General features: G+C 69.2%; 16 protein-coding genes and 1 tRNA gene. 13 read left to right on the forward strand and 4 right to left on the reverse strand.

The annotated features are described in order from the left end of the window. Positions 1-73: 73 nt before the first annotated feature. Together clpB and ABD927_RS14935 are read left to right on the forward strand one after the other, a co-directional pair. Positions 74-2,668, forward strand: coding sequence for an ATP-dependent chaperone ClpB (clpB, locus tag ABD927_RS14930; protein ID WP_345250629.1), 2,595 nt, complete (start codon positions 74-76; stop codon positions 2,666-2,668). A gap of 127 nt (positions 2,669-2,795) precedes the next feature. Then, positions 2,796-2,987, forward strand: a complete 192-nt coding sequence (locus tag ABD927_RS14935; RefSeq protein WP_345250630.1) for a hypothetical protein — start codon at positions 2,796-2,798, stop codon at positions 2,985-2,987. On the opposite strand, the gene ABD927_RS14940 is transcribed toward ABD927_RS14935, so the two are convergent. After that, a complete protein-coding gene (locus ABD927_RS14940) occupies positions 2,984-3,271 on the reverse strand; it encodes a transcriptional regulator (protein ID WP_345250631.1) in 288 nt (95 codons plus the stop codon). The genes ABD927_RS14935 and ABD927_RS14940 overlap by 4 nt on opposite strands. 111 nt (positions 3,272-3,382) lie before the next feature. Here ABD927_RS14940 and ABD927_RS14945 point away from each other — a divergent pair, with 111 nt between their 5' ends. Then, positions 3,383-3,856, forward strand: coding sequence for a hypothetical protein (locus ABD927_RS14945; protein ID WP_345250632.1), 474 nt, complete (start codon positions 3,383-3,385; stop codon positions 3,854-3,856). Between the two features lie 9 nt (positions 3,857-3,865). Here ABD927_RS14945 and ABD927_RS14950 read toward each other — a convergent pair whose 3' ends face one another. Further along, complete coding sequence (locus ABD927_RS14950) at positions 3,866-4,249, reverse strand: VanZ family protein (RefSeq protein WP_345250633.1); 384 nt, start codon at positions 4,247-4,249, stop codon at positions 3,866-3,868. 90 nt (positions 4,250-4,339) lie between these two features. Between ABD927_RS14950 and ABD927_RS14955 the strand changes: the two genes are divergently transcribed. Together ABD927_RS14955 and ABD927_RS14960 are read left to right on the forward strand one after the other, a co-directional pair. Then, a tRNA-Cys gene (locus tag ABD927_RS14955) sits at positions 4,340-4,413 on the forward strand. A 293-nt stretch (positions 4,414-4,706) separates the two neighbouring features. After that, complete coding sequence (locus ABD927_RS14960; protein ID WP_345250634.1) at positions 4,707-5,192, forward strand: hypothetical protein; 486 nt, start codon at positions 4,707-4,709, stop codon at positions 5,190-5,192. Between the two features lie 120 nt (positions 5,193-5,312). Here ABD927_RS14960 and ABD927_RS14965 read toward each other — a convergent pair whose 3' ends face one another. After that, the gene (locus ABD927_RS14965; RefSeq protein ID WP_345250635.1) at positions 5,313-6,245 is read right to left on the reverse strand and encodes a LysR family transcriptional regulator; all 933 of its coding nucleotides are present in this window, start codon (positions 6,243-6,245) and stop codon (positions 5,313-5,315) included. Positions 6,246-6,387: 142 nt separating this feature from the next. Here ABD927_RS14965 and ABD927_RS14970 point away from each other — a divergent pair, with 142 nt between their 5' ends. From ABD927_RS14970 to ABD927_RS15005, 8 genes are all read left to right on the forward strand, one after another. Next, positions 6,388-7,407 (forward strand): tripartite tricarboxylate transporter substrate binding protein, encoded by a 1,020-nt coding sequence (locus ABD927_RS14970; RefSeq protein WP_345250636.1) that lies wholly within the window; start codon positions 6,388-6,390, stop codon positions 7,405-7,407. Between the two features lie 92 nt (positions 7,408-7,499). After that, a complete protein-coding gene (locus ABD927_RS14975; RefSeq protein WP_345250637.1) occupies positions 7,500-8,942 on the forward strand; it encodes a UbiD family decarboxylase in 1,443 nt (480 codons plus the stop codon). 26 nt (positions 8,943-8,968) lie between these two features. Beyond that, positions 8,969-9,736, forward strand: coding sequence for an SDR family NAD(P)-dependent oxidoreductase (locus ABD927_RS14980; protein WP_345250638.1), 768 nt, complete (start codon positions 8,969-8,971; stop codon positions 9,734-9,736). A 27-nt stretch (positions 9,737-9,763) separates the two neighbouring features. Further along, a complete protein-coding gene (locus ABD927_RS14985) occupies positions 9,764-10,969 on the forward strand; it encodes a cytochrome P450 (protein WP_345250639.1) in 1,206 nt (401 codons plus the stop codon). A 16-nt stretch (positions 10,970-10,985) separates the two neighbouring features. After that, a complete protein-coding gene (locus ABD927_RS14990) occupies positions 10,986-11,309 on the forward strand; it encodes a 2Fe-2S iron-sulfur cluster-binding protein (protein ID WP_345250640.1) in 324 nt (107 codons plus the stop codon). Beyond that, on the forward strand, positions 11,306-12,553 hold the full coding sequence (locus ABD927_RS14995; protein ID WP_345250641.1) for an NAD(P)/FAD-dependent oxidoreductase: 1,248 nt from the start codon (positions 11,306-11,308) through the stop codon (positions 12,551-12,553). The genes ABD927_RS14990 and ABD927_RS14995 overlap by 4 nt, the downstream gene beginning before the upstream one ends. 136 nt (positions 12,554-12,689) lie before the next feature. After that, on the forward strand, positions 12,690-14,132 hold the full coding sequence (locus tag ABD927_RS15000; protein ID WP_345250642.1) for an aldehyde dehydrogenase family protein: 1,443 nt from the start codon (positions 12,690-12,692) through the stop codon (positions 14,130-14,132). Positions 14,133-14,140: 8 nt separating this feature from the next. Beyond that, positions 14,141-15,856, forward strand: coding sequence for a thiamine pyrophosphate-requiring protein (locus ABD927_RS15005; RefSeq protein ID WP_345250643.1), 1,716 nt, complete (start codon positions 14,141-14,143; stop codon positions 15,854-15,856). Between the two features lie 43 nt (positions 15,857-15,899). Here the strand turns inward: ABD927_RS15005 and ABD927_RS15010 are convergent, their stop codons facing one another. Next, a complete protein-coding gene (locus tag ABD927_RS15010) occupies positions 15,900-17,054 on the reverse strand; it encodes a PrpF domain-containing protein (RefSeq protein WP_345250644.1) in 1,155 nt (384 codons plus the stop codon). Between the last annotated feature and the right edge of the window lie 4 nt (positions 17,055-17,058).

Consider the following 17,058-nt stretch of genomic DNA (forward strand, 5'->3'; position numbering starts at 1 on the left):
TTGAAATGGACCGATCTGTCCTCACATCAAAGGCATCGGGCTGTTCCGGCCCCCATTGACGAACTCCAAGACCATGCGACTCGACCGACTCACCACCAAGTTCCAGCAAGCCCTGGCCGATGCCCAGAGCCTGGCGGCGCGCAACGACCACCAGTACATCGAACCCGTCCACGTGCTGTCGGCCCTGCTGTCCGACGCCGACAGCGGCGCCGGCAGCCTGCTGGCGCGCGCCGGCGTGGCGGTCAGCCGGCTGGCGCCAGAGCTGTCCGCGGCCATCGCCCGCCTGCCGCAGGTGCAGGGCGCCGAAGGCAACGTCCAGGTCGGCCGCGACCTGCAGGCCCTGCTCACCAAGACCGACAAGGAAGCCGCCCGCCGCGGCGACAGCTACATCGCCAGCGAGCTGTTCCTGCTGGCGCTGGCCGACGACAAGGGCGAGGCCGGCCGCCTGCTGCGCGAAGCCGGCCTGCAGCGCAAGGCGCTGGAAGCGGCGATCGACGCCGTGCGCGGCGGCGCCGCGGTGGATTCGCAGGAAGGCGAAAGCAACCGCGAGGCGCTCAAGAAATACACGCTCGACCTGACCGAACGCGCCCGCCAGGGCAAGCTCGACCCGGTCATCGGCCGCGACGACGAAATCCGCCGCACCATCCAGATCCTGCAGCGCCGCACCAAGAACAACCCCGTGCTGATCGGCGAACCGGGCGTCGGCAAGACCGCCATCGTCGAAGGCCTGGCCCAGCGCATCGTCAACGACGAAGTCCCCGAGAGCCTGAAAGGCAAGCGGGTGCTGTCGCTGGACATGGCCGGCCTGCTGGCCGGCGCCAAGTTCCGCGGCGAGTTCGAAGAACGTTTGAAGTCCGTGCTGAAGGAACTGGCGCAGGACGCCGGCCGCAACATCGTCTTCATCGACGAGCTGCACACCATGGTCGGCGCCGGCAAGGCCGAAGGCGCGATGGACGCCGGCAACATGCTCAAGCCCGCGCTGGCGCGCGGCGAGCTGCACTGCATCGGCGCCACCACGCTCGACGAATACCGCAAGTACATCGAGAAAGACGCCGCGCTCGAACGCCGCTTCCAGAAGGTGCTGGTGGACGAGCCCTCGGTCGAGGCCACCATCGCCATCCTGCGCGGCCTGCAGGAGCGCTATGAACTGCACCACGGCGTCGAGATCACCGACCCGGCGATCGTCGCCGCGGCCGAGCTGTCGCACCGCTACATCACCGACCGCTTCCTGCCCGACAAGGCGATCGACCTGATCGACGAGGCGGCCGCGCGCATCCGGATGGAAATCGATTCCAAGCCGGAAGTGATGGACAAGCTCGACCGCCGCATGATCCAGCTCAAGATCGAGCGCGAGGCCGTCAAGAAGGAAACCGACGAAGCCTCCCGCCGCCGCCTGCAGCTGATCGAAGACGAATTGGCCAAGCTCGAGCGCGAATACGCCGACTACGAGGAAGTCTGGAAGTCGGAGAAGGCCGCGGTGCAGGGCAGCCAGTCGATCAAGGAAGAGATCGAGAAGGTGCGCGCCGAGATGAGCGAGCTGCAGCGCAAGGGCCAGTTCGACAAGCTGGCCGAGCTGCAGTACGGCAAGCTGCCGGAACTGGAGGCGCGGCTGAAGTCGGCCGAGGGCGCCAAGTCGGGCGAGGCCGAGACCGGCAAGCCGCGGCTGCTGCGCACCCAGGTCGGCGCCGAGGAAATCGCCGAGGTCGTGTCGCGCGCCACCGGCATCCCGGTGTCGAAGATGATGCAGGGCGAACGCGCCAAGCTGCTGTCGATGGAAGACAAGCTGCACGAACGCGTGATCGGGCAGGACGAGGCCGTGCGCCTGGTGTCCGACGCGATCCGCCGTTCGCGCGCCGGCCTGTCCGATCCGCAGCGGCCCTACGGCTCCTTCCTGTTCCTCGGCCCCACCGGCGTGGGCAAGACGGAACTCACCAAAGCGCTGGCCGGCTTCCTGTTCGACTCCGACGACCACATGGTGCGCATCGACATGAGCGAATTCATGGAGAAGCACTCGGTGGCGCGGCTGATCGGCGCGCCCCCGGGCTACGTCGGCTACGAGGAAGGCGGCTACCTGACCGAGGCGGTGCGGCGCAAGCCCTACAGCGTGATCCTGCTCGACGAGATCGAGAAGGCGCACCCGGACGTGTTCAACGTCCTGCTGCAGGTGCTCGACGACGGTCGCCTGACCGATGGCCAGGGCCGCACGGTCGACTTCCGCAATACGGTCATCGTGATGACGTCGAACCTGGGCTCGCAGCAGATCCAGTCGATGACGGGCCAGCCCTACGAGGCCATCAAGGACGTGGTCTGGGAAGAGGTCAAGCAGCACTTCCGGCCCGAATTCCTGAACCGGATCGACGAAGTGGTCGTGTTCCACGGGCTGGATGCGTCGCACATCGAAGCCATCGCGCGGGTGCAGCTGCAGCGCCTGGCCGACCGCCTGGCCGGCATGGAAATGCGGCTGGAGGTGTCCGACGAGGCCATCGCGCAGATCGCGCGCAGCGGCTTCGACCCGGTGTTCGGCGCGCGGCCGCTCAAGCGGGCGATCCAGCAGGAGATCGAAAACCCGGTCGCCAAGCTGATCCTGGAAGGCAAGTTCGGCCCGAAGGATGTGGTGCCGGTCGACTGGGTGGACGGTAAGTTCGTCTTCACACGTACGCTTCAGTAAGCGCGGCGGGGGCCTTGGCCCCCGCAAGGTTTTCCCGCCTGTGGCGAAAAGGCCATCCGGCCGGCGGAAGCAAGACGAAATGCGCTCGGCGGAGTACTGTTCCGCTTGAATCCAAGGAAGAACAACAATGAAGCGCAAATTCTGGGGGCGGTCCCCCGGACCCGACGACGCGAATGCCCGGCGCTTCCGCAAGACCGACCTGCTGGTCGAAGCGGTGGTGGTGCTGGGCATTTCGGCCGTCTACGTGTGGGCGGCGATGGCGCTGGCCGACGTCGGCCTGGACCGCCTGTTCGATTCGCTCGACATGCTGGCCCGCTAGCCGCCGGTGCCCCGTGCCGTGCCTTGCGCCGCGCGCGGGGCAGGCAGGTCGGGCCAGATCAGCCAGTAGTCGTCCGGCCGCAGGTCGCGGCGCGTGATGGCGCCGGCCGAGGCCTTTTCCAGCGCCACGCAGCTGCGCGGCGAGGGCAGGCGGTCGGCATAGCGGTGGCGCCATTGCCGGATCTGCGCATCGCTTTTCACGTCCACGCCGAATGCGCGCATGCGGCGGCGCAGTTCGGCCATGGTTGGCGCGTCGGGCCGCGACAGGTATTCATCCAGGGTCATCGGGAAAGGCGCCGGCAGGCGCGGAGTCGTCCGTGTCGTCGTTATGGTAGGAGCAAAAGCTACCTTACGACAAGTAGCAAATGGCGCTGTAGCGTATGCTACCGTCGCGGCATGAACGAACTCGAGCTGCAGCAATTCCGCATCGAGCGCCTCCAGCAGGCCATCAGGCTGGTTGCCCAGGGCAACGCGTCGGAGTTCGGCAGGCGCCTGGGCTACCGCGACGGCGCCTTCGTGCGGCAGATGCTGGCGGGGCGCCGGCCGGTCTCGGAAAAGACGATCCGGGCCATCGAGGCGCTGCCAGGACTGAAAAGCTGGTTCGCGCCCGACCGGGACGATGCGAAAGGGCTGGCCGACCGCGTCGGCGAGCCCCATGCCGGGCGCGACCTGTTCGAGCGCTACATGCGCGCGCCGGCGCCGGCCCGCGCCCTGGTCGACCTGCTGCTCAAGGCGCCGGGGGAAGCGGCGCCCGAATGGGCCACCGGCCCGGTGCAGGATCTCGTCAAGGGCATGCTCGCGCTGGTGGACCCGCTGCACCAGGGGGCGGCCAGGCCGCGCCGGGCCGAAGGGCGCGGCACCGACGGCTGACGGCGGCAGTCAGCGGCGCGCGGGCGCCAGCAGGAAGCCCGTCGTTACCGTGATCGCGGACGCCATGTCGACCAGCCAGTCCTTGATGTCGGCCGTCCGGTAGCTCAGCGTGGATTGGATGGTTTCATCCACCAGGCCCATCAGCGCGATCAGCGCCAGCACCCGCCAGACCAGCGCGGCGCCCGTCCGCGGGCCGAGGCCGATGCAGAGCAGGAAGCTCAGGAAACCGTAGGCCGTGAAATGCAGCACCGTATCGGGCAGGAATCGGCCGAGTTCGTTGGCCTCGCCGGGGATCGAGCCGATGCCGATCATCAGCGCGTAGAAGACGGCGGCGGCCCACAGGCATTGTCGGCGGTAGGCGGAAAGGTCTGGCAATGCGGATAGGGTGGGCACGTTGCGGCTCCGTCGTGGCGTCGTGGTTGTCATTGCAGCTATTCACAGGGCCATGCTAAGATAGCAGGCTCTTCTTTTGTGAAGAAGAAGGGCGCGTTAGCAAAGCGGTTATGCACCGGATTGCAAATCCGTGTAGGTCGGTTCGACTCCGGCACGCGCCTCCAGCCGGACATCTGATAAAGCGCCATTCCCCCCGGGGCTGGCGCTTTTCTTCTTTGGCAGGCTCCTTCCAGAGTGGTGCCCTTCTTGCCTGCATTCCTATCTGCCTTGCTTCATGTAGACTTTTGTTACTTGCGGGCAGGTCGGCATCGGCAAGCCGCCGATTGGTTGCAAGACTGAATTTTTATGATAGGCGGATGTCTATAATGCGAGATCATCCTGTGAGGGGGCACGTGCCGCCGAGGCCAATTCCGGCGCCAGCACCCCCGCCTCCACCCCCAAGCAGATAGGAGGCCCTATGACAGATGTGGTGGGCACCGTACAGACAAAAGAGCAGTTGCTCGGCGAAATCCGATACGCGCAAAGACTGGCGCAACGGACGGCACGCCTGTATCGCCGCATCCAAGCCGTCGGCACGTTCCTGGCGGTGCTTGGCGGCAGCGGCGCAATGGCGGGCATATCCAACAATATTCCCCCTTGGATCTCGATCGCGGGGGGCGTGCTGTTGGCGATCTACGGGGCGATGACGCTCTCGATACGACCGGCCGACAAGGCCGTGCCGAACGAGATGGACGTTAAGAAGTACGCGGACCTTTTCGCCAAGGCGCAGGCTCTTTCCATGGAAGAGATCCGGCCATTGCTGGCCGAGGCTCGGCGTAGCGATGCTCCCGAGATCGAGTCTCTGCGCGACATTGCGTTCAATGACGTGGCCGAAGAGTTGAACCGGCCGGATCAGCAAATCAAGATCAACTGGTACCAAGGCTTCCTGCAGGCCATTGCGTAGCGCCACGCACTCGACTCCGGCACGCGCCTCCAGCCGGACATCTGATAAAGCGCCATTCCCCTCGGGGATGGCGCTTTTCTTTTGCGCCGGTTTCGGCCGCGGCTTTTTGCGGAATCGGGATCATCGGCCCGCCGCCGCGCGCCGCCGGCTCGGCACCGGCCGCGCGGCCGCCCGCACGCGTTCGATCATGACCCGCGCGAGTTCCGAGGCCGCGGCCGACAGCGGGTGTTTCGGATGCGTGGCGCAGATCACTTCACGGTAAAGCGACGGTTCCTTGACGCGGTGGGCATGGATCTGCCCGCGCGCGATGCTGCGCCCCACGGCGCTGCGCGGCAGCAGGGTGACGAAATCGGTGGCGGCCACGAGTTCCAGGATGGCGTTGATGGAATCGACTTCCAGCGCCGGCAATAATTCGAGCCCGGCGCGGGCCGCCAGGCTTTCCAGGATGCTGCGCAAGCCGTGGTCCATGGTCGGCAGCACCATTTTCATGCCGGCGGCCTGGCGGAACGGGATGGCGGCCGGCAGCCCGGCGTGGTTCGCGCCGGCCACCAGCACGAACTCTTCCTCCACGATGGGCTGGATGTTGACCGCCGGCGGCCGGCGCGGCTTGTTGACGATGGCGACGTCGAGCTTGCCGCGCGCCACCGATTCGATCAGCGCGTGGCTGTAGCCTTCCACCACTTCGACCGTGACCTTGGGATGGGCCGACGAGAACGCCGCCAGCGTATCGGCCAGCGCGCCCTGGGCGATGGTGACGACCATGCCGGCCCGCACGTGCCCCACCAGTTCTCCCTTCTTCTGCACCGCCTGGTCGCGCGCATGGGCGAAATCCGCCAGCACCGGCATGAACAGCTTGTACAGGCGCTTGGCCTCGGGCGTGGGCTGGACGCCGCGCGCATTGCGCACGAACAAGGGCTGGCCGATTTCGGCCTCCAGTTTCGCCAGCTGCATGCTCAGCGCGGGCTGCACGATATTGAGCCGGCGCGCGGCCCGCGTGACCGAACCTTCTTCGTACAGGCTTATGAAATAAAGCGCATGTTTGAATTCGATCATAAGAGATAAGAGCCCTACCCATCAGTCTGATTTATGTTTTTCATCATACGACAGTATTTGACCTGATGGATCCAGGACTTCTAAAGTCGCCTCCACGACGTTTCTGAAACGAAGAACGCGGCATCCCAACCGGAGGAGACAGATGAAAGACAAGCGAGCTTGCGCGGCCGGCGCCTGCGGCGCATCGCGCAGGCGTTTCGGCAGGTATGCGGCAGGCGCCGCGGTGCTGGCAGCGCTGCCGTGGACGGTGGCGGCGCAGGAGACCGCGTTTCCCAGCAAGCCCATCCGCATCGTCGTGCCATTTCCGCCCGGCGGCTTCAACGACACGCTGGCGCGCCTGGTCGGCAAGGAGCTGCAGCAGGCCTGGGGCCAGCCGGTGGTGGTCGACAACAAGGCCGGCGCGGCCACCATCATCGGCACGCAGGCGGTGGCCAGCGCGGCCCCGGACGGCTACACGATGCTGGTGGCGGCCTTCGGCTTCGCCACCAACCCATGGGTGCGCAACGACCTGCCGTACGACACGGCCAAGGCGTTCGCGCCGGTGATCCTGGCCGCGCGCTCGGCCACCGTGCTGGCCACCTATGCCGACTCGCCGTACAAGACCGTGCCCGACGTGCTGGCCGCGGCCAAGGCCAACCCGGGCAAGCTCAACTACGGCACGGCCGGCGTGGCGGCATCGAACCACCTGGCCATGGTCCTGTTCCAGGAATTGACCCACACCACGCTCAACCACGTTCCGTACAAGGGCGGCAGCCCCGCGCTGACCGACCTGGCCAGCGGCCGCCTGGACGTGTCGTTCGACCTGCTGCCCAATGCCATGCCTTTCATCCAGGCCGGCAAGCTGCGGGCGCTGGCCGTGGCGGACCGCAAGCGTTCGCCGCTGATGCCTGACGTGCCGACCGTGGAAGAGGCGGGCGGCCCGAAGATCGACGTGCCGGGCTGGCACGGATTCGTCGTGCCGGCCGGCACTCCGCCGGCCATCGTCGCCAAGCTGAACCGGGAGATCAATCGCATCCTGCGCCTGCCGCACATCCGCGAAGAGTTCCAGAAGCAGGGCGTCACGCCGGAAGGCGGCAGCGTGGACGAGTTCCGCACCTTCATCGACGGCCAGCTGGCGTTGTGGAAGGGCGTGATCGAAAGAAACGGCATCCGCGTCGACTGAACCGCCGGCGGCTCGCAATACGAGGCGCGCTTGCGGGAACGAATCAGAAACAGGCCGGCGCGGGGAGCCGGCCACAGCATGGAATCGCATCGATGACATATACGGATCTTCGCCAGTGGCTGCAGCATCTGGAAGCCACCGGCCGCCTGGCGGTGGCGAAGGAAGGGATCGGATTGGAACACCGCCTGGCCGCGGTGGCCAAGGCACTGGACGGCTCGCAGGCGGTGTACTTCCCGCGGCCGGGCGGCATGGACATCCCGGTGGTCTCCGGCTTCCTGTCGAGCCGGGCCTGGATCGCCGAGGCCATGGGCGTGTCGCAGTCGGAGCTGCTGCCGCATTTCCTGGCGGCCGCCGCCAGGCCGCTGCCGTGGCGCGAGGTAGGGCAGGACGAGGCGCCCTGCCAGCAGGTGGTCATCCGCGGCCGGGACCTACGCGACCTGCGCGAGCTGCTGCCGGTGCCGGTGCACAGCGAGCATGACAGCGGGCCTTACCTGACCGGCGCGCTGGTGGTGGCGCGCAATCCGTCCACCGGGGTGCAGAACGCGTCCATGCACCGCATCCAGGTCACCGATGCCGACCGGCTGGGCATCTGCATGCTGCCCCGCCACCTGTGGCAGTTCTACAAGGAAGCGGAATCCCGCGATCAGGCGCTCGACATCGCCATCGTCATCGGCATCGATCCGCTGACGCTGCTGGCCTCGCAGGCCATCGTGCCGCTGGATTTCGACGAGTTCCACATTGCCGGCGCGCTGCACGGCAGGCCGCTGCCGATGGTCAAGTGCCTGACCAGCGAGGTCAGGGTTCCGGCCGCCAGCGAGATCGTCATCGAAGGGCGCATCCTGCCCGGGGTCAGGGCGGCCGAAGGGCCGTTCGGCGAGTTCCCCCGCTACTACAGCGCGCGCGAGGAACGCGAGGTCATCGCGGTCGACTGCGTGACGCACCGCCGGGCGCCGCTCTACCACACCATCGTGCCGGCCGAGCTGGAGCACCTGCTGCTGGGCGCGATCCCGCGCGAGGCGACCCTGCTGGCGCAGCTGCAGCGCAGCTTTCCCAACGTGCTCGACGTGCACCTGTCGACCGGCGGCGTGGGGCGCTACCACCTGTTCGTCAAGATCCGCAAGACGCACGAGGGCCAGCCGCGCAACGTCATCTGCGCCGCGCTCGGCGCCCACTACGACATCAAGCACGTCGTCGTGCTCGACGACGATATCGACATCCACCGGCCGCAGCAGGTGGAATGGGCCATCGCCACGCGCTTTCAGGCCGACCGCGACCTGCTGGTCGTGCCGGGCGCGCAGGGCTCGCTGCTCGATCCGTCCACCACCGTCGGCCGCCAGGCCGGCGCGCAGGCCGCCGCGCACAGCGTCGGCACCAGCGCCAAGATGGGGCTGGACGCGACCCGGCCGATGGCCTACGACCAACACATTTTCACCAGGGTCGCGATCCCGGGCGAGCGCGAGGTCGACCTCGGCGCCGAGATCGCCGCCGGCGGGCGCGTCGAGTGGGACGCGGATACGGCCGCCGCGCGTCGTTGAACCTTCAAGCACGCAGGATGTTTCGCATGGATTCGAACAGCAAGAGGCTACATGGAAAGACGGCCGTCGTGACCGGCGGCGCGCAGGGCATCGGCCGCGTCTACGCGCTGGCGCTGGCGCAGGCCGGGGCCGGTGTCTGCGTCTCCGACGTCGCCGCCACGGACGATACGGTCGAGGCCATCCGCGCGGCGGGCGGCCAGGCCATCGGCGTGCGCTGCGACGTGACCGACCCGGACTCGGTCGAGACGATGGTCGCCGCCACGCAGCAGCGCTTCGGGCGCCTGGACGTCGTCGTCAACAACGCGGCGCTGTTCGCGCAATTGAAGATGCAGCCGTTCACCCGCATCGACCCGGCCGAGTGGGACAGGGTGATGGCGGTCAACGTGCGCGGCTCGTGGCAGGTCGCCAAGTCGGCCCTGCCGTACATGGCGGCCTCGGGCGGCGGCAGCATCGTCAACATCTCGTCGGCCACCGTGTTCAAGGGCTCGCCGTTCCTGGCGCACTACGTGGCCTCGAAGGGCGCCATCGTCGCCCTGACGCGCAGCCTGGCGCGCGAGGCGGCCGAGGCCAAGGTCCGCGTCAATGCCATCGCGCCGGGGCTGGTGATGAGCGAGGGCGTGCAGGAACACGCCGACTGGCAGCAGAGCAGCGCGGCCATCGTGGCCAGCCGCGCGATCCGGCGCGACTCCCGGCCCGAGGACATGGTCGGCGCGCTGCTCTACCTGGCCAGCGACGACAGCGCCTTCGTGACGGGCCAGACGCTGGTGGTGGACGGCGGCGTGGTCATGCATTGAGCCGGCGGCCGGATGAAGGAGACAGTCATGATTGAATTCGGAGAAGGCGGCAGCGCGGCGGCGCCGGTGGACATCGACCCGTTCGGCGAGGCCTATCTGCTGGACCCTCATCCCCATTACGCGCAACTGCGCGAGGCGGGGCCGGTGGCCTATCTGCCGCGCTACCAGTGCTTCGCGGCCGGGCGGCACGCCGTCGTGCGCGCCATCCTGGGCGATCCGGCCACCTTCTGCTCCGGGGCCGGCGTGGGCCTGAGCAATTTCCGCAAGGAGCCGCCGTGGCGGCCGCCCAGCATGGTGCTGGAAACCGACCCGCCGGAGCACACCCGCAACCGCGCCATCATCAGCCGCACGCTGTCGCCCAAGGTGCTGCGCGATCTGCGCCAGCGCTTCGAGGCGCAGGCCCGCGAGCTGGTGGACCGCCTGGTGGCGCTGGGCACGTTCGACGGCGCCAAGCAGATGGGCGAGGCCTTTCCGCTGAAGGTGTTCGCCGATGCGGTGGGGCTGCGCGCAGACGGCCGCGAGAACCTGGTGGCCTACGGCAACATGGTGTTCAACGGCATGGGGCCGCGCAACGCCCTGTACGAGAACGCGATGCGCAATGCCGAGGCGGTGGCCGGCTGGGTGTGGGAAGCCTGCCAGCGCGAGAACCTGAGCGAGGACGGCCTGGGCACGGCCATCTACACCGCGGTGGACGAGGGCGTGTTCACGCCCGAGCAGGCGGCCACGCTGGTCCGCTCTTTCCTGTCGGCCGGCATCGATACCACGGCCAACGGGATCGGCCTGGCCGCACATTGTTTCGCCCTGCACCCGGAGCAATGGGACCGCCTGCGGGCCGAGCCCTCGCTGGCGCGCCAGGCCTTCGAGGAAGTGCTGCGGTACTGTTCGCCGTTCCAGACCTTCTTCCGCACCACCACGCGCGACGTGCGGGTCGGCGGCGTCGGCATCCCGGCGGGCGAAAAAGTCTTGCTATCGATGGGCGCGGCCAACCACGATCCCGACGTCTGGCCGGAGCCCGGCCGCTTCGACATCGGCCGTTCGACCGCGGGCCACCTGGCCTTCGGCGGCGGCATCCACGGCTGCGTGGGCCAGATGATCGCCCGGCTGGAAGTGGAGGTGCTGCTGGTCGCGCTGGCCGAGCGGGTCGAACGCATCGAGCTGGCCGGCGAGCCGCGCCCCATGATGCACAACACGCTGCGGGGTTTCGAGCAACTGCCTTTGCGCCTGCGCGCCTGACGCGGGCCGGAATGCCATGACCAGGATCATCTACCAGAACGCCGCCGGCCAGCGGCGGGAAATCGACGCGCCCGCGGGCCGCTCCGTCATGCAGGTCGCCGTGGCCAACGGCGTCGACGGCATCGTCGCCGAATGCGGCGGCTCGGCCATGTGCGCCACCTGTCACGTCTACGTGGAGGCCGGCCCGGTGGACAAGTTGCCGGCGCCCAATGCGGTGGAAGACGAAATGCTCGAATCGACCGCCGAGCCGCGCATGCCGAACAGCCGGCTCAGCTGCCAGCTGGTGATCGGCCCCGAGCTCGACGGCCTCGTCGTCCGCCTGCCGGAGCGGCAGGTATGAGTGCGCCGCCGCCGGATACCGTGGTGGTGGTCGGCGCGGGGCAGGCCGGCGCGGGCGCCGCGCTGGCGCTGCGCGATGCCGGCTTCGGCGGACGCATCGTGCTGATCGGCGAGGAGACGGCCGTTCCCTACCAGCGGCCACCCTTGTCCAAGGCCTTCCTGAAGTCAGGCGTCGACATGGACGGGCTGCACTTGCGCCATCCGGACGTGTACGCCCAGCGGCGGATCGAGCTGCGGCTCGGCCAGCGCGCCGAGTCGATCGATCGCGAACGCCGCCGCGTGATTCTGGCCGGCGGCGAGGCCATCGGCTACGGCCATCTCATCCTCGCCACCGGCCTGCGCCATCGCGTGCTCGCGGTGCCCGGCGCGGATCTGCGGGGCGTGGTGTCGCTGCGCACGATCGAGGAAGCCGAGTCGATGCGCGGGCAACTGGCCGCGGCGCGCACGCTGGTGGCGATCGGCGCCGGCTTCATCGGCCTGGAGGTCGCGGCCACCGCGGCCGGGATGGGCGTGCGGACCGGCATCGTGGACGTCGCCGCCCGCGTGCTCGGGCGGGCGGCCTCGCCGGTCGTGTCGGCTCACCTGGCCGAGTTGCATGGCCGTGCCGGGACGTCGCTGCATCTCGGCCGTTCGGTGGCAGCCATCGTGGGCGAAGGCGGGCGCGCGCGGGCGGTGCGGCTCGACGACGGCACCGAACTGGCGGCCGATCTGGTCGTGGTCGGCATCGGCGCCGTGCCGCAGACCGCGCTGGCCGAGGCCGCCGGCCTGGCCGTGGCCGACGGCATCGTGGTCGACGCCCGCCTGCGGACCTCGGACCCGGCGATCTCGGCGGTCGGCGATTGCGCGCGTTTTCCATGCCGCTACGCGGCGGCCTCGGCGGACGGACGCGTGCGGCTGGAATCCGTGCAGAACGCCGCCGACCAGGCCCGCTGCGTGGCCGCGGGCCTTGCGGGCCGGCCACAGGATTACGCGGCGGTGCCGTGGTTCTGGAGCGACCAGTTCGGCATCCGGCTGCAGATCGCCGGCCTGACGGCAGGCGCCGACGACGCGGTGGTGCATGGCGAGCCGGCCTGCGGCGCGTTCTCGGTCCACCTGTTCAAGGCGGACCGCTGGCTGGGCGTGGAGTCGGTCAACCGCTCGGCCGACCACATGGCGGCCCGCCGGCTGCTGGCCAGCGGGCGCGCGCCGACACGCGAACACCTGGCGCGCGCCGACTTCGACCTGAAGGCATTTGCGGCGGCATGAGCGCTTGCCGTTCGGCCGCCCGAAGGGAAGCGCTCTCCTGCCCGGGGGAGGACGTCGCGCGGCGACAGGAGGCCGCGCCAGGCAGTGTTCCCCGCCCATGGCCGCCCCATTCCGATCATCACAGAAACGACACGATATGGACACTGCAGAGCACTACATAAACGGCCGCTGGCTGTCGGCCATCGACGGCCCGGGCCGCTTCGGCATCGCCGTCGACCCGGCCACCGGCGAGCCCGCCGCGCGGTTCGCCGAAGGCGGCGCGGCCGAGGCCTGCGCCGCGGTCGACGCGGCGAGCCGCGCTTTCGCGGCCACGGCATGGGCTCACAGCCCGCGGCTGCGCGCCGAGGTGCTGACCGGGTTCGCCCAGCGGCTGGAGGCACGCGCCGACCGGGTGGCCGATGCGCTGGTGCGCCTCAACGGCAAGCTGCGCCGCGAGGCGCGGGCGGAGGTGGCGGCGGGCGTATCGGAGCTGCACTATTACGCGGGCCTGGCGCGCAATCTGTTCGGCCGCGTGCTGGAAGTCGAGCCGGGCTGCTTCTCTTCGCTCGAACGCGAGCCGGCAGGCGTGGCGGTGGCGATCGTGCCGTGGAACGGCCCGGTCACGCTGCTGATCCGTTCGCTGGCGCCGGCCATGGCGGCCGGCTGCGCGTCGATCGTCAAGCCCGCCAGCCAGACGGCATGGGTCACCCGGCTGGTGCTGGAGGCCTTGTTCGAAGACACGCGCGTCGCGCCGGGCATCGTCAACGTCGTGGTCGAGTCGGGCGCCGACGCCGCCCGCGCCCTGTGCGCGTCGCCGCAGGTCGACGTCATCAGCTTCACCGGCTCGACCGCGGTCGGCAAGTCGATCGCCGCCGCTGCCTCGCAGACCTTGGCGCGGCTGTCGCTCGAACTGGGCGGCAAGGCGCCCGGCATCGTGTTCGACGATTGCGACCTCGACGCCACGGTGGCCGGCGTGGCCGCCGGCGCCCTGATCCTGGCCGGGCAGCAATGCACCGCGCTGTCGCGGGTGCTGGTGCAGGATTCCGTCTACGATAGCTTCGCTCCGCGGCTGGCCGCGGCGCTGCGCGCGGTGCGCGTCGGCCCCGGCATGGATCCCGCGTCCGGCATGGGCAGCTTGATCGACGTGCGCAACCGGGACCGCATCGACGCGCTGGTGGCCCAGGCCGAGCGTTCGGAACGCGTGCTGGTGCGCGGACGCGTGCCGGGCGGCGCGCTGGCCCGCGGCGCCTTCATCGAACCGAGCCTGGTCGAGGTGGAAGATTTGCAGAGCCGTTTCGTGCAGGAAGAATTGTTCGGCCCGCTGCTGGTGATCGAGCGCTTCGCCGACGAGGCCGACGCGCTCCGGCGCGCCAATGCCACGTCATACGGCCTGGCCGCCAGCGTATGGACGCGCGACGCGCTCAAGGCCCGGCGCGTGGCCGGCCGGCTGCGCTTCGGAACGGTATGGGCCAACGCCCACAACAAGCTGTTCCCCGAGGCGGAAACCGGCGGCCACCACGCCAGCGGATACGGCCGCCTGCACGGGGTGGAAGGGCTGAACGATTTCCTGGCCACCAAGCACTACTATTTCGAACAATGAAGGAAGCCATGCCCGATACCGCCGTTCGAAGCGCCTCCTGCCTCCTGCTGGAAGGCCTGATGGAGCTGGGCGTCGAATACCTGTTCTGCAATCTCGGCACCGACCACGCGCCCCTGGTCGAGGAGATCGCCCGCTGGAAGCGCGAAGGGCGCCGCCATCCCCGGATCGTGCTGTGCCCCCACGAGAACACGGCCATCCACATGGCCGGCGGCTATGCGCAGGCCACCGGCCGCGCCCAGGCCGTATTGGTGCACGTGGACGCGGGCACGGCCAACGCGTCGATGGGGCTGCACAACCTGGCGCGGGCGCGCCTGCCCATCCTGCTGATCGCCGGCCGCGCGCCGTTCACGCTGCGGGGCGAACTGCCGGGGTCGCGCGACACTTATGTGCATTTCATCCAGGAGCCGTTCGACCAGGCCAGCGTGGTGCGGCCCTACGTGAAATGGGAATACACGCTGCAGTCGCCGGTGGTCGCCAAGGACGTCGTCGCCCGCGCCCTTACCGTGGCCCAGAGCGATCCGCAGGGGCCCGTCTACCTGATGCTGCCGCGCGAGATCCTGGCGGCTAGCTGCGAGGCCGCCGCCGCGCCCGCGCGCAGCCGCCCGGTGCGGGCCGCGGGGCTGCCGGCGGCGGCGATCGCAGACATCGCCGGCCGCCTGCTCGAAGCACGCAACCCGCTGCTGATCACCTCGTACGCGGGCCGCAATCCGGCCGCCGCGCGGGCGCTGCGCGAGCTGGCCGAATTCGCCGGCATCCGGGTCTGCGAATTCAGCCCCATCCATCTCAACATCGCGCGCGAAAGCCCGTGTTTCGCGGGCTACCAGAGCGCGAAGCACCTGGCCGGTACCGATCTGGGCTTCCTGGTCGACGTCGACGTGCCGTGGATCCCGCAGGCGGCGGCGCCGGATCCGGATACCTATTGGGTCCAGGTCGACGTCGATGCCGTCAAGCGCGACATCCCGATGTGGGATTTTCCCGCCGACCAGCGTTTCGAGGCCGACAGCGCCGCCTTCCTGCGGCAATTGCTGGACGAACTGCAGGCCAGGGCGACGGCGGATTTCCGCTCGCGCGCGGCCGCCCGCGTCGAGGCCTTCCGGCTGGAGCACCGGCGCGGCTTGCAGGCAGCCCGCGACAAGGCCGCCGATCCCGGCGAGCATGACCGCATCGAGCCGCACGCGCTGTGCGCGGCGATCGCCCGCATGCTCGGGCCCGATGCGATCGTGGTCAACGAAGCCATCCGCAATACGCCGGCGGTGCTGGAACAGATGCGGTTTTCCGATACCGGCGCGCTGATCGGCCTGGCCGGCGGCGGGCTGGGCTTTTCGGCCGGCATGGCGCTGGGCTGCAAGCTGGCGCAGCCGGAACGCACCGTGGTGCAGATCGTGGGCGACGGCTCCTATTACTTCTGCAATCCGAGTTCGGCGCTGGCCGTGGCGCGCCAGTACGGCCTGCCGATCTTCACCGTGGTGCTCGACAACAGCGGCTGGGCGGCGGTCAAGGAGGCCACGGTCCGCATGTATCCGGACGGCGTGGCGCAGGGCAGCGGCGAGTTCGCCTCGCTGCTGCCGCCGGAGACGGATTTCGCCGGCTTGGCGGCGTCCGCCGGCGCCCATGGCGAACTGTTGCGCGATCCGGCCAATATCGATGCCGCGGTGCGCCGCTGCCTGGATGCGGTGGCCGGCGGTCGGTCGGCCGTGCTGCACGTCCGTATTCCGTCGCTTTGAGCGGAAGCCGCCGGCCGGGGCGTCACACGCCCGCGGCCGTGCGTCATCCGTGCGGCCGGTGCAGATACGCCGTGCCGTCGGCCAGCCGACGCGCGGTGCGGAATATCTTGGCCGTGCGAACCGCGAACGGCTCGCCGCCGGCGCCCGCTTCGACCGCGCCTTCCACCTTGATGACGCCCGACGGATGGCCGATCTCGATCAGCCCGTTGCCGCGGTTGCCGCGCCCCAGCAGCTGGTTGGGAATGCTGCCGGGCAGGCTGGCGGCCACGCCCGCACACGATGTGGCGGTCACCGGCACGGCCTGGTGGGTGGTGCCGGTGGCGTAGGAGCGGCATACCAGGTCGATCGCGGCGGCGTCGATCGGCGCGCCGTTCTGCGCCGTGTACGAGGTCGGCCGCTGGACGGTCCACAGCATCGGCAGCGCCGGCGCCTTGCGCGAGGCCCAGTATTCGCCCATGCCCACGCGGCGCGCCACCGTGCCGCGGATGGCGTCGATGTGCGCCACCAGCGCCGGGTTCGCGTCGATCTCGGCCGGCAGTTCGGTGCCGCGCATGCCGAGGTCCGCGGCGCGGCAGAAGATGACCAGGTTGGCGCAATCGACCACCGAGACTTCGATGTCGGGATAGCCGTCCACCTGCAAGGTCGACGTCACGCCGCCCAGCGGCAGCAGCTTGCCGGTGATGGCACCGGCGGCGGCGCTGAAGTCCAGCCCGATCGGCGAGCCGGTGCCGGGCACGCCGCCGATCGCCAGCTCGCCTTCGACCACCGGTTCGCCGTCGCGCACCAGGATGTCGGCGTTGATGATCTTGTCGGTGTTCAGATTGTGGATCCTGACCCGGTTCCATCCTTCGCTGCTCGGCACGATGCCTTCCTGCAGCGCGTACATCGCCACCCCCGAGGTGAGGTTGCCGCAGTTCGGCTTGTAGTCGACCTCGGCCGCCAGGATGCCGACCTGGCCGAACAGATAGGTCAGGTCGGTGCCGGGAATGCGCGGCTTGCCGATCACCGCCAGCTTGCTGGTCAGCTTGTCGGCGCCGCCCAGGCCGTCGATCTGCCGTTTGTCGGGGCTGCCCATCAGGTCGAGCGTGAAGGCGGTCAGCCGGTCGCGGTCGGCCGGCACGTGTTCCTCGCGCAGGAATATGCCCTTGCTCGTGCCGCCGCGCATCAGCACGAACGGGACCTTGGAAGAAGTTTGCATGCGA

Origin of the sequence: Pigmentiphaga soli (assembly GCF_039541095.1) — a bacterium.
Classification (GTDB): domain Bacteria; phylum Pseudomonadota; class Gammaproteobacteria; order Burkholderiales; family Burkholderiaceae_B; genus Pigmentiphaga; species Pigmentiphaga soli.

What these genes read in the sequence shown, in the direction of transcription:
- ABD927_RS14945 (WP_345250632.1), top strand. Translation starts at nt 3,383, where the DNA reads ATGAACGAACTCGAGCTGCAGCAATTCCGCATCGAGCGCCTCCAGCAG.
- ABD927_RS14980 (WP_345250638.1), top strand. Translation starts at nt 8,969, where the DNA reads ATGGATTCGAACAGCAAGAGGCTACATGGAAAGACGGCCGTCGTGACC.
- ABD927_RS14935 (WP_345250630.1), top strand. Translation starts at nt 2,796, where the DNA reads ATGAAGCGCAAATTCTGGGGGCGGTCCCCCGGACCCGACGACGCGAAT.
- ABD927_RS14995 (WP_345250641.1), top strand. Translation starts at nt 11,306, where the DNA reads ATGAGTGCGCCGCCGCCGGATACCGTGGTGGTGGTCGGCGCGGGGCAG.
- ABD927_RS14965 (WP_345250635.1), bottom strand. Translation starts at nt 6,245, where the DNA reads ATGATCGAATTCAAACATGCGCTTTATTTCATAAGCCTGTACGAAGAA.
- ABD927_RS14960 (WP_345250634.1), top strand. Translation starts at nt 4,707, where the DNA reads ATGACAGATGTGGTGGGCACCGTACAGACAAAAGAGCAGTTGCTCGGC.
- ABD927_RS14985 (WP_345250639.1), top strand. Translation starts at nt 9,764, where the DNA reads ATGATTGAATTCGGAGAAGGCGGCAGCGCGGCGGCGCCGGTGGACATC.
- clpB (WP_345250629.1), top strand. Translation starts at nt 74, where the DNA reads ATGCGACTCGACCGACTCACCACCAAGTTCCAGCAAGCCCTGGCCGAT.
- ABD927_RS14970 (WP_345250636.1), top strand. Translation starts at nt 6,388, where the DNA reads ATGAAAGACAAGCGAGCTTGCGCGGCCGGCGCCTGCGGCGCATCGCGC.
- ABD927_RS14990 (WP_345250640.1), top strand. Translation starts at nt 10,986, where the DNA reads ATGACCAGGATCATCTACCAGAACGCCGCCGGCCAGCGGCGGGAAATC.
- ABD927_RS15005 (WP_345250643.1), top strand. Translation starts at nt 14,141, where the DNA reads ATGCCCGATACCGCCGTTCGAAGCGCCTCCTGCCTCCTGCTGGAAGGC.
- ABD927_RS14975 (WP_345250637.1), top strand. Translation starts at nt 7,500, where the DNA reads ATGACATATACGGATCTTCGCCAGTGGCTGCAGCATCTGGAAGCCACC.
- ABD927_RS14940 (WP_345250631.1), bottom strand. Translation starts at nt 3,271, where the DNA reads ATGACCCTGGATGAATACCTGTCGCGGCCCGACGCGCCAACCATGGCC.
- ABD927_RS15010 (WP_345250644.1), bottom strand. Translation starts at nt 17,054, where the DNA reads ATGCAAACTTCTTCCAAGGTCCCGTTCGTGCTGATGCGCGGCGGCACG.
- ABD927_RS15000 (WP_345250642.1), top strand. Translation starts at nt 12,690, where the DNA reads ATGGACACTGCAGAGCACTACATAAACGGCCGCTGGCTGTCGGCCATC.